15 protein-coding genes and 1 riboswitch are annotated in these 18,865 nt (G+C 59.0%); of the genes, 9 read left to right on the forward strand and 6 right to left on the reverse strand.

What is annotated here, in order from left to right; translation table 11 throughout:
- Positions 1–96 precede the first annotated feature (96 nt).
- From QPL94_RS05650 to QPL94_RS05675, 6 genes are all read right to left on the reverse strand, one after another.
- On the reverse strand, positions 97–1,179 hold the full coding sequence (locus QPL94_RS05650) for a helix-turn-helix transcriptional regulator (protein WP_285356098.1): 1,083 nt from the start codon (positions 1,177–1,179) through the stop codon (positions 97–99).
- 238 nt (positions 1,180–1,417) lie between these two features.
- Complete coding sequence (locus QPL94_RS05655) at positions 1,418–2,026, reverse strand: TetR family transcriptional regulator (RefSeq protein WP_285356099.1); 609 nt, start codon at positions 2,024–2,026, stop codon at positions 1,418–1,420.
- A gap of 222 nt (positions 2,027–2,248) precedes the next feature.
- Positions 2,249–3,316, reverse strand: a complete 1,068-nt coding sequence (locus QPL94_RS05660) for a putative urea ABC transporter substrate-binding protein (protein ID WP_285356100.1) — start codon at positions 3,314–3,316, stop codon at positions 2,249–2,251.
- Between the two features lie 64 nt (positions 3,317–3,380).
- On the reverse strand, positions 3,381–7,016 hold the full coding sequence (gene uca, locus QPL94_RS05665) for an urea carboxylase (RefSeq protein ID WP_285356102.1): 3,636 nt from the start codon (positions 7,014–7,016) through the stop codon (positions 3,381–3,383).
- Positions 7,007–7,645 carry an urea amidolyase associated protein UAAP2 gene (locus QPL94_RS05670; RefSeq protein WP_285356104.1) on the reverse strand — a complete coding sequence of 213 codons (639 nt, stop codon included), beginning with the start codon at positions 7,643–7,645 and terminating at the stop codon, positions 7,007–7,009. Before QPL94_RS05670 ends, uca begins: the two co-directional genes overlap by 10 nt.
- A 12-nt stretch (positions 7,646–7,657) precedes the next feature.
- Positions 7,658–8,392: an urea amidolyase associated protein UAAP1 gene (locus QPL94_RS05675; protein WP_285356105.1), complete on the reverse strand. Its 735-nt coding sequence runs from the start codon at positions 8,390–8,392 to the stop codon at positions 7,658–7,660.
- A 57-nt stretch (positions 8,393–8,449) separates the two neighbouring features.
- Positions 8,450–8,574, reverse strand: a riboswitch (guanidine-I (ykkC/yxkD leader).
- Positions 8,575–8,941: 367 nt separating this feature from the next.
- On the opposite strand from QPL94_RS05675, the gene exaC reads away from it, so the two are divergent.
- From exaC to QPL94_RS05720, 9 genes are all read left to right on the forward strand, one after another.
- Positions 8,942–10,462: an acetaldehyde dehydrogenase ExaC gene (exaC, locus tag QPL94_RS05680; RefSeq protein WP_285356106.1), complete on the forward strand. Its 1,521-nt coding sequence runs from the start codon at positions 8,942–8,944 to the stop codon at positions 10,460–10,462.
- 334 nt (positions 10,463–10,796) lie between these two features.
- Positions 10,797–10,868, forward strand: coding sequence for a pyrroloquinoline quinone precursor peptide PqqA (gene pqqA / locus QPL94_RS05685; RefSeq protein WP_007153157.1), 72 nt, complete (start codon positions 10,797–10,799; stop codon positions 10,866–10,868).
- Between the two features lie 53 nt (positions 10,869–10,921).
- The gene (gene pqqB, locus QPL94_RS05690) at positions 10,922–11,851 is read left to right on the forward strand and encodes a pyrroloquinoline quinone biosynthesis protein PqqB (protein WP_285356108.1); all 930 of its coding nucleotides are present in this window, start codon (positions 10,922–10,924) and stop codon (positions 11,849–11,851) included.
- Positions 11,848–12,603 (forward strand): pyrroloquinoline-quinone synthase PqqC, encoded by a 756-nt coding sequence (gene pqqC / locus QPL94_RS05695; protein ID WP_285356110.1) that lies wholly within the window; start codon positions 11,848–11,850, stop codon positions 12,601–12,603. The genes pqqB and pqqC overlap by 4 nt, the downstream gene beginning before the upstream one ends.
- Positions 12,603–12,878 (forward strand): pyrroloquinoline quinone biosynthesis peptide chaperone PqqD, encoded by a 276-nt coding sequence (gene pqqD, locus QPL94_RS05700; RefSeq protein ID WP_502881511.1) that lies wholly within the window; start codon positions 12,603–12,605, stop codon positions 12,876–12,878. The genes pqqC and pqqD overlap by 1 nt, the downstream gene beginning before the upstream one ends.
- Positions 12,875–14,029, forward strand: a complete 1,155-nt coding sequence (gene pqqE / locus QPL94_RS05705; protein WP_285356112.1) for a pyrroloquinoline quinone biosynthesis protein PqqE — start codon at positions 12,875–12,877, stop codon at positions 14,027–14,029. The genes pqqD and pqqE overlap by 4 nt, the downstream gene beginning before the upstream one ends.
- 19 nt (positions 14,030–14,048) lie before the next feature.
- The gene (locus QPL94_RS05710; protein ID WP_285356113.1) at positions 14,049–15,893 is read left to right on the forward strand and encodes a S9 family peptidase; all 1,845 of its coding nucleotides are present in this window, start codon (positions 14,049–14,051) and stop codon (positions 15,891–15,893) included.
- 58 nt (positions 15,894–15,951) lie between these two features.
- Positions 15,952–17,115: an alcohol dehydrogenase-like regulatory protein ErcA gene (ercA, locus tag QPL94_RS05715; RefSeq protein ID WP_285356115.1), complete on the forward strand. Its 1,164-nt coding sequence runs from the start codon at positions 15,952–15,954 to the stop codon at positions 17,113–17,115.
- Positions 17,099–18,850, forward strand: a complete 1,752-nt coding sequence (locus QPL94_RS05720) for a PAS domain-containing hybrid sensor histidine kinase/response regulator (protein WP_285356117.1) — start codon at positions 17,099–17,101, stop codon at positions 18,848–18,850. Before ercA ends, QPL94_RS05720 begins: the two co-directional genes overlap by 17 nt.
- Positions 18,851–18,865: the final 15 nt, after the last annotated feature.

Below are 18,865 nucleotides of genomic sequence, written 5' to 3' on the forward strand. Positions count from 1 at the left end.
CTGATCAATGGGAGACATAGTCCTCAAACAGGCTGCCGAGATCGTGGTGAGCCAGAGAGCGCTCAGGAATGCTGCCAGCTTTATTGAGTATGTGTGTCAGGGTTCCTGTTCGTTGAGAGCGGCATTTGTTCTGACTCGGTCCGTCGTGCTCCGTGCGAAGCTGGTTAACCATTGCTGTCTGGTATTTCCATCTCCATCCCGGGAAGCTCTGACCTTTCCAGATAATTGTTTGAGATGATCGAGCGTGCTCAAGGTTTGGCTGGGGTACTCACCGAAATGTTTTTCGTAATAGCCCGAAAACCGTCCTGTGTGTTGAAATCCACTATTCAAAGCGTGTTGAGCAATACTGATGTTTTCGGGGTAGTTCCTGATAATGCTTTCCCGGGCTTTGATCAGTCTCCGACCCCGAAGATATTGGTAGGGAGACTGGCCGATGTACTGCCTCATAAGGTAGTGGAGATTCCTTAAACTGAGGCCAGAACGACTGGCGATAGATTCAATATCGATATCCGTGTCCAGTTCATCATTCATTAATTGAATAGCGCTGCATAGGCGGCGATCACTGCGTACCTGTTTCCGATGGTCGAGCTCTGTAGGCAGCGCTCTGTCTGATTCAGTAAACTCATAGAGTTCTGCGGAAAACTGCTCAAGACGACTCTGGGCGTGTTTGTAGTCACAAAAGAAAGGCGTCTCGAAAAGAAAAGCCGCAATTAACTCTACCAACGGGCCCCGACGACGTCGGAATGAAGGTCGCTCACCAGACACGGTGAGACAAGGCAACTGGATAATCAGTATGTGTGTTTCCTCGGACAGAGTGGCGTGGAAATCCTCGTCCGGTTCCAGCAGGAACGGCATCCATGGACCGCACAAGTAATGGTTGCCCAACACTTTAAAGTCTACTTGGCCCTCGACTGGCATGACAATAGTTGCAAATCCTGCATTGACGCCGGAAATCATGCTGGGATTTCGTAGATAGCAACCCAATACACTCAGATTATCCGACTGAAGAGAAGACAGACGTGCTCTGAATTCGCCCCTGTTTTTCGGGGAAAGGATTTTTCGCGATAGGCGCGGGCTGGTGGTCAGTATCTGTAATGCAGAAAGCCAACCTTCCGGTCGTGAGGTATCAATGCGAAGAAAATGTTCAAGAAGAAAGCGTTGGCTTTTACAGAAATACATTTGTGATGTTTTACCCGAGGTTGGCGCGCAAACATCCTTGTTCAGAACTCCCTGACCTGAGTCTACTCAAAGGCCTCCCCACTACGTGGCCAATTCTTGCAAACTTGTAAGGAATTCTTATAAAGAACCACTAATGCCTTAATAGCGAACTTGGATTAATCTTACACAAGCGTTTAAGGTGACAATTTTTGCGATTAAATATTGTGGCCGAAGGTTGGCGGAGCAGCGCACATAACCATCAGCGTCCTAATAGAGCCCAGAACTGCCGCTTGAAAAACGGCGTTTCCTGTTTCAGCGAAAACAGTTTGGGCGCAAACAGCCACGTCTGGGTGATACCCATGAGATAGGTGTAACTCAGCAAGCCCAGGTCTTCCGGGTCCTCTTGCGTGGTGATCAAATCCCGATCTACCGCTTGCCCAACCAGATCCCGGAACAACCCGATAATCGACTTCGTCAGCGCCCGCTCCCGTTTCAGCGTCCGGCTCATGGCGTCCGTCAATTCAGTCTTGTTCAACAGAATCTCGAACGATTGCCGGTATTGCCGGTTATTCGCCAGCAACCCAAGCCATCGCTCAATAAACCGGTCCATCGCCTCAATCGGCGTCTCTCGCATATCTGCGCACTCGGCCACCAGTGCCTCCAACGGCTCCTGGGAATAAGCCAACACGGCTTCGTACAAGTCGTCCTTGTTCTCAAAATGCCAGTAGATCGGCCCACGGCTACAGCCAGCTTCTTTGGCAATACGGCTCAGCGTAGTGAGGGAATAACCATCCCGACTGAACAGTTTCAACGCGGCTTCAAGAACCGTCTGGCGAGTCTTCTCAGCATCTTCCTTGGTACGACGCATTGGTATTTTATATCTCCGGTTAACTGTGAGGCCCGGGTTGGTGTGGGGAGGCTTTTCCAAAACTGTACGGAGCCATGGATGGCGGAGTCCAAGCGTCACATGGACGTGCCGAAGGAGCGTGTTTTGGAAAAGCCTCCCCACACCAACCTACTCCCAAACCCACAAAAAAGGGCACGAGTAATCGTGCCCTTAGCTGCCAATCAAGGCAAGCAATGACCAGATCTAGATCTCGTTGTCAGCAGCCATCTGCATGAAGCTATCATTAAACCGCAGCTTCACATTACTCGAGTCGCCCATGATGGAACCGTCCGGAAACTCGATACCAACAAAGTCCGGGCTCATGGCACCCTGGCCCAGCAGGCCCTTGTCGAACGAGAACTGGCGAACACTGTCCATCGCCTCACGGGCTTCGCCGCTACGGATAAACTCGACCGAATTCTCCGGCTTCCAGAACATCTTCATGCCAGCCAGCTGAGCTTCATAACCGGCCTGATCGGTGCCTGAAATCTCACCGAGGAACGCCCGAGCTTCCTGACCCTCCTCGGAATCGGATGCCAGGATACTCATGGTCTCGTACCAGGCACCGACCAACGCCTTGCCCAGTTTCGGATTGTCTTCCAGAGTCTCGGTGTTCACCAGTGTCAGATCCTTGATGTGGCCCGGAATCTGGCTGGAATCAAACAGCGGCGTCGCGCCGGGGTAGTTGGTTACTTCCGTCAGCAGCGGGTTCCAGGTTGCGACGTGGCGAACGTCGTCGGTCTGGAATGCGGATACCAGGTCAGCATCGGAAATGTTCACCACACTGATGTCACGCTCTTCCAGCCCAACAGTGTTCAGGGCGCGGACCAACAGATAATGGGAAACGGACAGCTCCACCAGGTGCACGGTTTCGCCTTCCAGCTCTTCAATGGACGTGGCGTCCTTGGAGACAAGGCCATCGTTGGCATTGGAGTAGTCACCTACGATCAGGGCTGTGGTATCTATACCCGAGGCTGCCGGAATCGACAGTCCGTCCATGCTGGTCGCCACCACGCCGTCAAACTGGCCGGCGGTGAACTGGTTGATGGATTCGATGTAGTCGTTGACCTGCACGATGTCCACCTCGATATCGTACTTGTCCGCCCACTTTTCCATGATTCCGTAGTCCTCGGCGTACTGCCAGGGCACCCAGCCGGCGTAGATGGTCCAGGCGATGCTGAAGGAATCTTTTTCTTCGGCGAGTGCGCCCATGGACAGGGACGCGGTCAGCAGGCCGGCCGCCAGACGTTTGTTCAGGTCAGATGTTTTCATGGTGTCTCTCCTCGGGCGTTGCCCGTTTTGGTAGATCTGGTCTTTTATTTCAACGTTGTTGGCATTACTCGGTAATTTCTTCCACGATTACCACTGGCGTTCCCGGTGAGACCGCCTGGCCCGCTTCGCGGCGCACGTCGACCACGCGGCCGGCAACCGGGCTCAGTAGCTCAATCTCCATCTTCATGGATTCGACGACGGCCACCGGGCGCTGGGCTTCTATGGTGTCGCCCGGCTTGACCAGGCATTCCCAAAGGTTGCCAGCCACGTGGCTTTCCACTGCGTGCTGGCCGGCGGGCAGGTTGGCGATGTCGTCCTCGCCGGTGTCCTCGATGGGCGCTTCGGAACTGAAATTGATCTGGCCGGATTCGATCCAGCGCTGCAGTTCCTCATCGAACGCCTGCTTTCGTTTATCAGTGAAGGCCTGGATCTCGTCGTTGTTTTCAGAAAGAAACCGCTCGTACTCCTTCAGGTTGAAGCGGGTTTCCTCGACCTTGATCGGGTAGTCACCGTTGGGGAAGTCCCGACGAATCTGCTGCAGCTCCTCCGCGCTGACCTCGTAGAAACGTACCTGGTCGAAAAACCGCAGCAGCCAGGGCTTGCCGGGCTCGAAGAAGTCTGTGGTGCGGTAACGGTTCCACATCTGCAGGGTGCGACCGACAAACTGGTAGCCGCCCGGGCCTTCCATGCCGTAGATGCACAGATAGGCGCCGCCAATGCCCACGGAGTTTTCCGCGGTCCAGGTGCGGGCGGGGTTGTACTTGGTGGTGACCAGCCGGTGGCGGGGGTCCAGAGGGGTGGCAACCGGGGCGCCCAGATAGACATCACCCAGGCCCATCACCAGATAGCTCGCGTCGAAGACGGTCTTTTTCACGTCGTCGATGCTGTCCAGCCCGTTGATGCGGCGGATGAACTCCAGGTTGCTCGGGCACCAGGGGGCGTCCTTGCGCACCGACTGCATGTATTTGGCGATGGCGGTCTGGCAGGCCTCGTCGTCCCAGGACAGGGGCAGGTGCACGATGCGCGCTGGCACGTCCCATTCGGGCTGCTTTTCAAGTTCCTTTTCGGCACTGATCAGCAGGTCCAGCAAAGTGCGCTGGTTCAGTGTCTGGCTGTCGTAGTGCACCTGCAGGGAGCGGATGCCCGGTGTCAGCTCAAGAATGGCGTCGTGGTTCTGTTCCCGCAGCCACAGCATCAGGGCGTGGGCGCGGAAGCGCAGTCGAATATCCAGCTCCATGGGGCCGTACTCCACCAGCACGTAGTTGTCGCCGGCGGCCCGGTACACCACACCGGTTTCATGGTCGCTGGTGCTCAGCGAATCCAGAATCGGGGTTTCCGGTTTGATAGGCGTGATACGGGCGGTGGCAGGCGTCAGCGTTGCAACGGACTCGTCCATCGCTTCCCTTAGGGCAACGGCCTGGTCCTGGCTGACCGGCACAAACCGCACCTTGTCGCCGGCCTTGAGCTGGCCCAGTTTCCACAGATCGGCGCTGATCACGGTGACCGGGCAGACGAAGCCACCCAGGCTGGGGCCGTCGGGCCCGAGAATCACCGGCATGTCGCCGGTGAAATCCACGGTGCCCACGGCGTAGGCGTTATCGTGAATGTTGGAGGGATGCATACCGGCTTCGCCACCGTCGCTGCGTGCCCACTCTGGTTTCGGGCCGATCAGGCGAACGCCGGTGCGGCTGGAGTTGTAGTGGATTTCCCAGTCGCTGCTGAAAAAGGTGTCGATGTCCTGGCCGGTGAAATAGTCCGGCGCACCGTGGGGGCCATAGGTCACGTGGAGTTTCCAGGTTTTGCCGATGGTCGGTTTCAGCTCGTTGGGCAGGGTAGTGGCAGCAACCGGCTTGTTGTCGCTCAACGCCAGCACATCCCCGGCCCGCAGGGCCCGGCCACAGTGACCGCCAAACTGTCCCAGGGTAAATGTACTGCAGGAGGTGAGGTATTCCGGGCAATCCAGGCCGCCACGGAATAGCACATAGGCCCGTGCACCATCGCCGGTGGTGGCTCCGAGTTTCAGGGTGGAGCCCGCGGGCACGTCAATCACCTGCCAGAAACCGACCGGCTCATCGTTCAGGGTGGCGTCCAGTGGCGCGCCGGCAAGCGCAATCTGGGTGGCCCGGTTAAAGCTGAGCACCGGCCCCTTGAGGGTGATTTCCAGGCCCGGCGCTTTTTCCGGGTTGCCCAGCAGGCGGTTACCGAGCCGGAACGAGTAGCTGTCGAAAGGGCCGGATGGCGGCACACCGACTTCCCAGTAGCCGATCCGTCCGGGGTAATCCTGGATAGTCGTCATTGTGCCGCCACTGAGCACGTCCACGGTGGCCGGTCGGTAGTCGAATTCATTCAGGGTGCGAGTGAACAGGCGGCCTTCCACAAAACGTGGGTCATCCAGCACCTGGCGCACGTACTTGAGGTTGGTTTCAATGCCATACAGCCGACTGTCATCCAGGGCCTGCATCAACCGCTTGCGGGCCGCCTCGCGGTCCTGCTCGTGCACAATGACCTTGGCCAGCATGGGGTCGAACAGGGGCGAGACTTCGGTGCCCGGCTGTATCCAGGTGTCAATCCGCAGGCCTTCCTCATCCGGCCAGGTTACGTTGGTCAGCAAACCTGCGCCGGGCTGGAAATCCTTGTTGGGATCCTCGGCATAGATTCGCGCCTGAATGGCATGTCCGCAAGCAGTGAGGTTGCCACTCAGCCCTTTCAGATCGGGCAGGGTGCCGGCCCCAAGTTCCACCATCCAGCGCACCAGGTCCACACCGTAAACCTTTTCGGTCACGCCGTGCTCTACCTGTAAGCGGGTATTCACTTCCAGGAAGTAGAACTCGGTAGTGTCCGGGTCGTAGATAAACTCCACGGTGCCGGCACTGCGGTAGGCAATGCTTTCGCCCAGCTGGCGGGCGGTGGCATGCATGCGGGTGCGCACATCGTCGGTCAGACCCGGCGCGGGCGCTTCTTCAATGACCTTCTGGTTGCGGCGCTGGGCGGAACAGTCCCGCTCGCCAAGGGCAGCGACGCGGCCTTTGCCGTCGCCGAAAAGCTGCACTTCAATATGGCGGGCATGCTCCACGAATTTCTCGAGAAACACGCCATCGTTGCTGAAGTTGTTCTGGCTGAGGCGCTGTACCGACTCGAAAGTTTTGCCCAGCTCCTCGGCGCTGTAACAGCGGGACATGCCAATGCCACCACCGCCGGCAGTGCTTTTCAGCATCACCGGATAGCCGATTGCCTCAGCCGCCTGTATCGCTTCGTCCAGACCCGTCAGCAGGCCGGTGCCGGGCAGCAGCGGTACGCCAGCTTCCTCGGCCAGGGCCCGGGCGGTGTGCTTGAGGCCGAATTGCTCCATCTGTTCGGGCGTAGGGCCGAGGAACACCACGCCCTCGGCATCACAACGACGGGCAAAATCCGCGTTTTCGCTGAGAAAACCATAGCCCGGATAGATGGCGCCCGCGCCGCTCTCGCGGACGATCTTGAAAAGCTTGTCCTGGTCCAGATAGGTGGCTGCGGCGGAGCCTTCACCCAGCGAGTAAGCTTCGTCGGCCTGTCGTACATGCAGGGAGTCGGCATCCGCCTCGGCGTAGACCACCACCGAAGTGATGCCCATTTCCCGCAGGGTGCGGATCACCCGGCAGGCAATGGCGCCGCGATTGGCAATCAGGACTTTGTCGGGGTTATTGAGGGCGCCGGTCAGCTCCATACCAGCACCTCGATCGGTGTGGGGTTCCAGCCGTTGCAGGGGTTGTTCAGCTGCGGGCAGTTGGAAATCATCACCAGCACATCCATCTTCGCTTCCAGCTCCACGTATTTGCCGGCATCGGAAATGCCGTCGGCAAACGTCAGGCCGCCGTTGGCGGTAACCGGTACGTTCATGAAGAAGTTGATGTTGTGGGTAATGTCCCGTTTGGTCATGCCCAGCTCTTCATGCTCGGTAACCGCCACCAGCCAGCTGTCGCGGCAGGCGTGCATGCATTTTTTTTCCAGGGCATAACGGGTGGTGTTGCTCTCCGCCGCGCAGGCGCCACCCAGGGTGTCATGACGGCCGCAGGTATCGGCGGTGATCTCCAGCATTACGTTGTTTTCCGAGGACATCAGCCTGGAACCGGCGGTCAGGTAAACGTTGCCTTGCTCGCGGATGGTGTCTACGGCGCTGTAACGCTCGGTGGGGTTGTGGGCGTTGTAGAACAGGGTGTCTGCGGCCTGGTTGCCTTCCAGGTCCAGGATGCGGACGGTCTGGCCGGCCTTTACGACTTTGAGGAAATACTCGCCTGCCGGTACGGTTTCGCGGAAGGCGGCGTTGTCGGGTTTCAATGCGCTTTGCTTGATCATGTCCGGCCTCCGTTACTGAAACAGGTGATAAAGGGTAGTGTTGGCGAAGGCGCGGGTGGCCTCCGGTGACGAGAGCTTGCAAGGGTCGGCATCGGTCACGGGGGCCGCCTTGAACAGCTGGTAACGCACGGCATGGCTGGGGTACTCGCTGGCCGGATTCATTGGATGCGGGCAGGTGTGCAGCACCACGATGGTGTCCATCTCGAAACGCAGGTCCACGGTGGCGCCTGCGTGCGAGTGATTGGTGTCGAAGGCCATGTTGCCGTCGTCGTCGGTCTGAACCTTGCTGAACCAGTTCAGGTTGGCGGTCAGGTCTTTCTTGCCCAGGCCGTACTTGGCCAGCTCGTTGAGGAAGCTGGTAAAGCCGTTGCGGTGATAGTGGTTGCGGGCTTCCTGATAGGTCTTTTTGCCCCAGCGCTGTTCGACCAGTTCGGCGTTGCAGGTGCCGCTGACCGTATCATGCCAGCCCAGGTCGTCGCGGGTGACAGAGGCAAACACCCGGCCCATGTCCGAAAGCAATACGTGGCCCCTGGTCAGCAGGAAGGTGTGCTGGTTTTTCAGGGTGTCCGGCATGTTGTACCGCTCGAGGGGATTCTCGGGGTTGTACATCAGCATGCCGACGTTGGCGCCGCCGGTTTCATCAATCAGGCGCAGCACATGGCCACGGCGCATGATGAAAGACCAGTGGGATCCGCCGGGAATCAGATCGTCGTAGAGGGGGGCTGCGCTATTGAGAGAGTCGAGCATCGCCTTTTCCTTCTGGTACGGGGTTCAAAGAAACGAGAGACGTCAGTCACTGAACGATCCTCCCGGGCTTTTGTCCCGCCGTGTAACCTTGGAAAAGGTCGTCAACTCTCGGACCAGTCACCTGTTTTGTCTCGCTTTTTCATCGCTACGAGGAACAGGCCGGAACCCTAGTTGAACTATTTGTCAGATTGTCGCGCTTTGATGCTGGTTTCGGTAACCGACTTCTCGCTGCGTCATATGGGTATTGCAGAGACTATGCCAATTGTTAACCGTCTGGTTTTGTTGGTTTTTTATTTTGACGGCGAAACGCGATTGCTTCCTGTCAGGGCATTCGCACTGTTTTTGTGCGCCAGTGAGGGATTTTACGGTGCACTATTTATTCAGGCAGGTTTGACCAGTACTGGCGCGGCTTTGATGCCATCTACTACTAAGGAACGAGTTTTTCACCTCCATCGAATCATTCACCTATCCGTCGCTGGGGTCTACATTGATTGGGTAAACGCGAAAGGCCGCGTTGCCCTTCGACAAACACAACAAGAGGTCGAGACCATGATCTACGCACAACCAGGAAAGGAAGGCTCCGTCGTCTCCTTCAAACCCCGTTATGAAAACTTTATTGGTGGTGAGTGGGTCGCTCCCGCCAAAGGCCAGTACTTTGAAAACATCACCCCGGTAACCGGTGATGTGATCTGTGAGATTCCGCGTTCCACCGCCGAAGATATCGACCTGGCTCTGGACGCCGCCCACAAGGCCGCGCCGGCCTGGGGCAAGACTTCTACCACCGAACGTTCCAACATTCTGCTGAAAATTGCCGACCGCATTGAGCAGAACATCGAGATGCTGGCGGTTGCTGAAACCTGGGACAACGGCAAGGCGGTGCGTGAAACCATCAACGCCGACCTGCCTCTGGCGGTGGACCACTTCCGTTACTTCGCCGGTTGTATCCGCGCCCAGGAAGACACCTCCAGCGCCATTGACAACAACACCGTGGCTTATCACTACCACGAGCCTCTGGGCGTTGTGGGCCAGATCATTCCCTGGAACTTCCCGCTGTTGATGGCAGTGTGGAAGCTGGCACCCTGCCTGGCTGCCGGTAACTGCACCGTGATGAAGCCGGCCGAGCAGACACCGGCCAGCATCCTGATCCTGATGGACCTGATCGGTGACCTGCTGCCACCGGGCGTGGTCAACATCGTCAACGGTTATGGCATCGAAGCCGGTCAGGCCCTGGCCACCAGCAAGCGCATCGCCAAGATCGCGTTTACCGGCTCTACCCCGGTGGGCGCCCACATCCTCAAGTGCGCAGCCGAGAACATCATTCCGTCTACCGTGGAGCTGGGTGGCAAGTCCCCCAACATCTACTTCTCCGACGTAATGCAGGCTGAGCCGGAGTTCATCGACAAGTGTGTCGAAGGCCTGGTGCTGGCGTTCTTCAACCAGGGCGAAGTGTGTACCTGTCCGTCTCGCGCCCTGGTGCAGGAAGACATGTACGACGAGTTCATGGCCAAGGTTGTTGAGCGCACCAAGTCCATCAAGCGTGGCAACCCGCTGGATACCGACGTGCAGGTAGGTGCGCAGGCGTCCAAGGAACAGTTCGACAAGATCATGTCGTACCTGGAAATCGGCAAGCAGGAAGGCGCGGAAGTGCTGACCGGTGGTGGTCGTGAGGAAATGGAAGGTGAGTTCAACAACGGCTTCTACATTCAGCCAACCCTGTTCAAGGGCAAGAACAACATGCGCGTGTTCCAGGAAGAAATCTTCGGCCCGGTGGTGGGTGTGACCACCTTCAAGGATGAGGAAGAAGCCCTGGCCATTGCCAACGACACCGAGTTTGGTCTGGGTGCCGGCCTGTGGACCCGCGACATCAACCGGGCCTACCGCATGGGCCGTGGTATCCAGGCGGGCCGCGTGTGGACCAACTGCTACCACCAGTACCCGGCTCACGCCGCTTTCGGTGGCTACAAGAAGTCCGGTGTTGGCCGCGAGAACCACAAGATGGCGCTGGACCATTATCAGCAGACCAAAAACCTGCTGGTCAGCTACGACATCAATCCACTGGGCTTCTTCTGAGCCTGGTAAAGCAATGACTGTTGTGCCCGGGCCTATCCACACAGGCCCGGTGGCGAGTCCGCACAAGGATGTGCATTTTCTGCTCCGGTGACTGGCTGGGGCACGTGGGTTTTCCTGCCATTTCCTTGGCCCTTCCCAGGGCCTTTTTTGTTTTCGTCCTCCTGTTTCCGGGGATGGTCCGAAAGGATGACGTTCTGCGCCCGTACCGGCCAAAAATCAGTGCCAAAGTACCATATTTGCCCCTTCGGAGACTGGGTAGGATTGAGAGTGAGTTACCGGAAAGCCGGCTAACGGATCCTGAATGCCACAACAATCATCACAAGAGGAAAGCATCATGTGGACCAAACCAGCCTATGAAGACCTGCGGATCGGCTTCGAAGTCACCATGTACTTCGCCAACCGCTGAGAACCGATGGCCAGCCACTGTGTGCTGGCCGTTTCGTGTCTGGAGTTCCCGCCATGCAGATTCGTATCCTTGGTTCCGCAGCTGGAGGTGGTTTTCCCCAGTGGAACTGCAACTGCGCCAATTGTGACGGTTTCCGTAAAGGCACCCTGAACGCCACGGCCCGCACCCAGTCGTCCATTGCCATCAGCGAAGACGGTGTCAGCTGGATTCTATGCAACGCCTCGCCGGATATTCGTGCACAGCTGGCTTCGTTTGACGCCATGCAGCCGGCCCGCGCACTGCGTGATACCGGCATTGGTGCAGTGCTGCTGATAGACAGCCAGGTGGACCATACCACTGGCCTGCTTATGCTACGGGAAGGGCTGCCCCTGGATGTGTGGTGCACCACCCAGGTCCATGAAGATCTCAGCGGCGGCTTTCCACTGTTTCGCATGCTGGAACACTGGCACGGTGGCCCGCGGTGGCATGAGGTGCCCTGCACCGATCAGCAGTCCTTTACCATACCCTGCGCCCCGTCCCTGCGCCTGACCGCTATCCCGTTACTCAGCAATGCGCCACCGTATTCCCCGCGTCGGAACAACCCGCACCCTGGCGATAACATCGGCCTGTTCATTGAAGACACTCGCAGCGGCGAAACCGTGATGTACGCGCCGGGGCTGGGGCAGCCGGATGAGCAGATCCTGGAATGGATGCGCAGGGCCGACACCCTGCTGGTGGATGGCACCGTCTGGCGTGACGATGAAATGTTGCGTTGCGAAGTGGGCACCCGCACTGGCCAGGAAATGGGGCACCTGGCCCAGAGTGGCCCCGGTGGAATGATTGAATTACTCGATAGCATGCCGGCACAGCGCAAGATTCTTATCCATATTAACAACACCAACCCCATTCTGAACGAAGACTCCCCCGAGCGGACCGTGCTGGCAAAGCATGGTATTGAAGTGTCTTTTGACGGAATGCATCTGGACATGGCGGTGCCCTCATGAACGCAATCGCGACCCCGGTCATGAACCGCAAGGATTTCGAGCAGGCCCTACGGGCCAAAGGCCAGTATTACCACATTCACCACCCCTACCATAAAGCCATGTACAGCGGCGCCTGCACGCCGGAGCAGATCCGCGGCTGGGTGGCCAATCGTTTCTATTATCAGATCAACATTCCCCGTAAAGACGCCGCCATTATGGCGAACTGCCCGGATGCGTCCGTACGCCGGTTATGGCTGCAGCGGGTACTGGATCACGATGGCCACAATGACGACGAGGGCGGAATCGAGGCCTGGCTCAGGCTGGCGGAAGCGGTGGGGCTGACCCGTGAGGAAGTGATTGACCAGCGTCATGTGCTGCCGGGAGTCCGCTTTGCAGTGGATGCCTATCTGAACTTTGCCCGCCGGGCTACCTGGCAGGAAGCGGCCTGTTCCTCACTGACCGAACTGTTCGCGCCGGAGATTCACCAGTCCCGCCTGGACAGCTGGCCGCAGCACTATCCCTGGATCAGGACTGATGGCTATGTCTATTTCCGCAAGCGGCTTTCCGAGGCCCGGAGGGATGTGGAGCACGGCCTCAGCATTACGCTGGAACATTTTACCACTGCGGCACAGCAGGCCCGTGCCCTGGAAATTCTGCAATTCAAACTGGATATCTTATGGTCGATGTTGGATGCCCTGACTATGGCTTATCAGCACCAGACGCCACCGTATCATACCGTCACCGACCAGTCCGTGTGGCACCGGGGGCTGTGATGGCGGTGACCATGAAACAGATACCAAGACTGCGCCCGGGTTTTCGCTTCCAGTGGGAGCCGGCCCAGAATGCTCACGTGTTGCTGTATCCGGAGGGGATGGTGCGGCTGAATGACAGCGCCGGTGCAGTGCTGAAAGTGGTGGATGGCCAGCGCACTGTCTCCGAGATCGTGAAACTCCTGGAACAGCAGTTTCCGGATGCGGGTTCCCTGGAGGAGGATGTCAGCGGCTTCCTCAAGGATGCCGAACAGCAGCACTGGATACTGTTCTCATGACAGGCCATCACGTCATGCCCGCCGGTGATCGCCCCGGTATCGGCCCGCCATTATGGTTGCTGGCAGAGCTGACCTACCGCTGCCCCTTGCAGTGTCCCTACTGCTCGAACCCTCTGGACTTCGCCCAGACCGAGCAGGAACTGACCACCGAAGAGTGGGTAAGGGTGCTGCGTCAGGGTCGCGAGATGGGAGCGGCGCAACTGGGCTTCTCCGGCGGCGAGCCGCTGGTGCGACAGGATCTGCCTGAACTGATTGCCGAGGCGCGCCAGCTGGGGTACTACACCAACCTGATCACTTCCGGCCTGGGGCTCACAGAAGCCAAGGTGAACGCCTTCCGGGACGCCGGTCTGGACCATATCCAGGTGAGTTTCCAGGCCTCGGACCCGGAACTGAACAACGCCGTTGCCGGCTCCCGCAAGGCCTTTGACCAGAAACTGGCGATGGCCCGTGCGGTAAAGGAGGCGGGCTACCCCATGGTGCTCAACTTCGTCATCCATCGCCACAATATCCACCAGATGGACGATATCATCAGCCTCTGTGAGCGTCTGGGTGCAGACTATGTGGAACTGGCCACTTGCCAGTACTACGGCTGGGCCTTCGAGAATCGCGAAGGGCTGATGCCTTCCAGGGCGCAACTGGAGAAGGCCGAGGCCGAAGTGAACAGCTACCGCAAGCGCCTGGCGGCCAGCGGCTCGGCCATGAAACTGATCTTCGTCACACCGGATTACTACGAGGAACGGCCAAAAGCCTGCATGAACGGCTGGGGCAGCCTGTTCCTGACCGTGGCCCCGGACGGCACTGCGCTGCCGTGCCACAGTGCACGCCTGCTGCCCATCGAATTTCCCAATATACGCGAATCCTCGCTACACTCCATCTGGTACGACAGCCCGGGTTTCAACCATTACCGGGGCGATAGCTGGATGCCGGAGCCCTGCCGCTCCTGCGATGAAAAAGACAAGGACTTCGGCGGCTGCCGCTGCCAGGCCTACCTGCTGACCGGCAATGCCGACAACGCCGACCCGGTATGCAGCAAGTCGCCCCACCACGACCGCATCCTCGCCGCCCGCAAGGCGGCGGACCACGCCAGCGCCGGGCTGGAGGAGCTGACCTATCGCAACGCCAACAACTCCCGGTTGTTCTTCCGGGGCTGATACGCCAGACAAAACGATCTTGTCGCCGCTTTCTGCAGAGCAGGCCTCTGCTGCTTTTATCCAGCGGGGAGCGCTGACTGCCTCCCGGGCGGGTGTTTTCTGGCTGGAGTTCGATCCGGCCACCGGCAACAACCTGCTCACAAAGGTAAAAGGAGATGCCTCTCACCCGTTAACGGGCCCGGAGTTCGGTATTCGCAGCGACGTTAATGGTTACGGTGGCGGAGCGTTATGTGCCGGGCCAGACGCCCTGTTTGCGGTGGCGGCGTCAGGGCAGCAGATCCACCGAATTGACCCGCGCACAGGGGCCTCCGATGCCTTGACCCGGGACCCGGCTGCCAGCTTCGGCGGACTGGTGTGGGATGACGGCCATGACCGTGTTCTGGCGGTAAGAGAAAGTACGGGACGCCAGCAACTGGTGGCAGTACAGGGCGACAACAAGGTTCTGCACTTACATGAGGGCGAGGATTTTTACAGCGCACCGGCGCTGTCCGCCAGTGGTACGCGCATTGCCTGGGTATGCTGGTCGCTGCCGGACATGCCGTGGGTGAGTTCTGTTTTGTGGGCTGCGGATGTGGATGTCGATGGCACACTGGTCGGGGCTCGTTGCCTGCCGACACCCACAGGCGGCAGCGTCCAGCAGCCTGTGTTCGATGGCGAGGAGCTGCAGGTGCTGTCGGATCACGAAGGCTGGTGGCAGCCCTGGCAGGTGTCGCTCACCACAGGACAGCCCAGGTGGACCTGCCTCGAGGCGACAGCTGCGGACCACGCCAGCGCACCCTGGCAGTTGGGTGAGCGTCACCACTGGCCGCTGGGGCAAGGAGGCTGGGCCCGGGTGCGCTATGTTTGCGGAAGCGGGGAGCTATGGCTGACGCTGTCTGCTGAGTCCCCACCCGTGCGGGTCGCCACAGGCTACGCCGACTTTCGCCAGCTGACGTCCTTCAACGGCGAACTTTATTGCATTGCCCGGTCAGCTTCCCGGCTTGATTCAGTATTGGCAGTGAATCCTGAGACCGGCCATGTCCACACACTTGCCGGGGGCGAAACCCCGTTCGCTGATACGCCAATTGTCACGCCTGAAACCTTTCGGGTTCCCCCCTCGACGAATGTGCGCGAAGAGGTCAGTGGATTCCTGTATCCACCGGTCGAGGGTGGGTCGGAGAACACGCCTCCACCATTGATCCTGATTGCCCATGGCGGCCCCACATCGACGGCACGGCCGGTATTCAACCCTCAGGTCCAGTTCTGGTGCCATCATGGATTCGCGGTGGCCGAGGTCAATTACCGCGGCAGCGCGGGGTTCGGCCGTGATTTCCGTCTGGCATTGGCCGGCAACTGGGGTCAGGCAGACGTGGAGGATATGGAACGGGCGGCCGATCACCTGGTGGCCGGGGGCAGGGGGGATGCCACCCGGCTGTTCATCCAGGGCCGCAGCTCCGGGGGATATACGGCCTTGATGGCCATGACTTGCAGTCAGCGCTTCCGGGCCGGTGCCAGCCTGTTCGGGGTCAGTGACCCCGCTCACCTGCGAGAGGTGACACACCGCTTCGAGTCGGGCTACCTGGACTGGTTGCTGGGACCACCGGACGATTTTCCCGGGCGCTGGCAGGCGCGCACACCGGTGCTTCAGGCCCACCGCATCCGCCGGCCGCTGATTTTTTTCCAGGGCGGGCAGGATCGGGTGGTGGTGCCGGAGCAGACCAGGGCAATGGTAAAAGTGCTGGAGCAGAACGGGCAGGCGGTTGAACTCTGGTGGTTTGACGACGAAGGGCACGGCTTCCGGCAGCGCCGCAACCAGATTGCGTTGCTGGAGAACCTGCTGGCGTTCTATCGGCGGTGTAGCCAAAAGTGCGATGATGGCGGATAGCAGTTCAGGTAAACTTGGACTTGATATAACAATAACAGCATCGCTGAAGAGAACGCCCATGAGCTACGACATTTCCGCTCTGCGCAAGTTTGTTTCCCCCGAGATCGTCTTTGGTGCCGGCTCCCGCAAGGCCGTGGCCAACTTTGCCAGCAACTTTGGCGCCCGCCATGTGTTCCTGGTGTCGGATCCGGGGGTGGAAAAAGCCGGCTGGGTTGCGGAAATCGTGGATATTCTGGTGGCGGCGGGCATTCGCGTCACCGTGTTTACCGGCGTGTCGCCCAACCCCAAAGTGGATGAAGTCATGGCCGGCGCGGAGCGGTACCGCTCCAGCGAATGTGATGTGATCGTCGCCATTGGCGGTGGCAGCCCCATGGATTGCGCCAAGGGCATCGGCATAGTCAGTGCCCATGGCCGGAGCATCCTAGAGTTCGAGGGTGTCGATACCATCACCTCGCCGTCGCCACCGATGATTTTGATTCCCACCACGGCCGGTACCTCCGCCGATGTGTCCCAGTTTGCGATCATTTCCGATCCCAACCGGCGCTTCAAGTTTTCCATCATCAGCAAGGCAGTGGTGCCGGATGTGGCGCTGATCGATCCTGAAGTAACGGAAACGATGGATGCCTACCTGACCGCCTGTACCGGTGTCGATGCCCTGGTGCATGCCATCGAGGCTTTCGTCTCCACTGGCAGCGGCCCGCTCACCGACACCAACGCACTGGAAGCAATCCGGCTGATCAACCGTAATCTGGAGCCGCTGGTGCGCAACATCGCTGACGTGCATCTGCGGGAGCAGATCATGCTGGCGTCCATGCAGGCCGGGCTGGCGTTTTCCAATGCCATTCTGGGCGCGGTCCATGCCATGTCCCACAGCCTGGGGGGCTTCCTCGATTTGCCCCACGGCCTTTGTAACGCGTTACTGTTGGAACACGTGGTGGCCTACAACTACACCTCTGCCGAGGACCGATTCAGGCGGGTGGCCGAGGCCATGGATATTGATACCCGCGGTATGTCGAAACCGGTGATCAAGCAGCGCCTGATGGAGCGGATTATCGCCCTCAAACGTGCGGTGGGGCTGGAAGCGAAGCTTGCCAAACTGGGCGTGACCACGTCTGATATTCCCTATCTGTCCGGATTTGCACTGCAGGACCCGTGCATTCTCACCAATCCCCGCAAGTCTTCCCGCCGGGATGTCGAAGTGGTGTATGAAGAAGCCCTCTGATTCCAGCGACGCCGATTATGATATCGGTGACCTGCTTGGCCTTGGCAGCCAGTCGGTACGCAAGAACTATTACCCGGCGTTGCAGGCGCGAATAGACGAACTGGAAAAGGAGCGTAACCGCTACAAGTGGCTGTTTGAAAATGCCCTTCACGGTATCTTCCAGGCCAATCTCAGGGGCGGCTTTGTGGCCGCCAACCCTGCGATGGCCCGTATGTGCGGCTATGACAGTGTGGAAGACCTGATCACCCGGGTTATTCGCTTGCGAGAGCAATTGTTCTGCAGTTCCGGCGAATTCGACGCTATTCGCCAGGAGCTGCTGGACCACGGCAGCCTCAGTGCCCGGGAAACCCGGCTCAGGCGCGCAGACAATACGCCCGTGCAGGTTGCGATCACACTTTTGCGGCGGCCGGATCTTGGCCCGGAAGTGGTGGAAGCGTTTGTTGCAGATATCACCGAACGCCACCAGGCGCGGGAAAAGCTGCGCCAGCTCAATGTCGATCTGGAACGCCGGGTAGAGGAACGCACCGACGAGCTGCAGAATGCCAACGTGGTATTGCGCTACCAGATTGAGCAGCGGGAAAAAGTAGAGCAGGAGCTGGTTGTGGCGGTAGACGCGGCGCGGGAAGCCAATGAAAGCAAGGACAAGTATCTGGCGGCTGCCAGCCATGACCTGCTCCAGCCCCTCAATGCGGCCCGGCTGTTAGTGTCCGCCCTGATGGACAGCAACCTGCCGGCGGACGAAAACCGCCTTGTGCACCGCGTACAGCGCTCGCTGGAAAGCGCAGAAGACCTGCTGGCGGATCTGCTGGATATCTCCAAGCTGGACCAGAAAGCCATGCAGCCGGACTATATCCGTACCGATATTGGTGAGCTGATGCGTGGACTGGCCGAGGAATTTGAGCCCTTGGCCGAAAACGCGGAGCTGAATTTTCGTGTACGGCCGGTTGCAGGCAGCGTCCGCACCGATCCGCGAATGCTGACACGGATACTGAGAAACCTGCTGAGCAATGCTTTTCGCTACACCACCGAGGGCGGGATTCTGTTTGCGGCCCGCAAGCGTGGCCCCAACCTGGAAATCGGCGTGTGGGATACCGGTGTCGGTATCGAAAAGGGCAAGCTCGAGGATATTTTCAGGGAGTTTCACCAGATATTGCCCAAAGGGGGCGAGCGTCAGGGCGTTGGTCTGGGGCTGGCGATTGTTGACCGGATGGCGAGGGTGCTGGGTTGCGAAATCCGGGTGGATTCCAGCTATGGCAAGGGCTCCTGCTTCAGCATCCTGCTACCCCTGAGCGCCGTCATGGATGCGCCTGCCGGTAACCGGAACAAGGAGATGCCGGTACCCGTCACCTCGTCTTTTGAGGGGCTTCGCGTTCTGGTCATTGATAATGAAGAACCGGTGCAGGAAAGCATGCGGGCATTGCTGGAACGATGGGGTTGCCGGGTGGTGACCGCAGGAAGCGCGGCCGCAGCCATCGACCACTGCCAGGGCGCCGACATCATTCTTGCCGACTTCCACCTGGATGACAATCGGACCGGATGCGAAGCGATCCATGCGGTGCGTCGTCACTTCGGTCGCGATATACCCGCTGCGGTCATTACCGCCGACCGCAGCGATGATACGCGCCGGCTGATCAGTACCCAGTACCTGCCCATTCTCAACAAGCCGGTAAAACCCAACCGCCTGAGAGCCCTGGTAACCAGCCTTGCGACATCCCTGAACCCTGATCGGGAATGACGGTCTACACTCTAT

Source organism: Marinobacter sp. SS13-12 (assembly GCF_030227115.1).
Lineage (GTDB): Bacteria > Pseudomonadota > Gammaproteobacteria > Pseudomonadales > Oleiphilaceae > Marinobacter.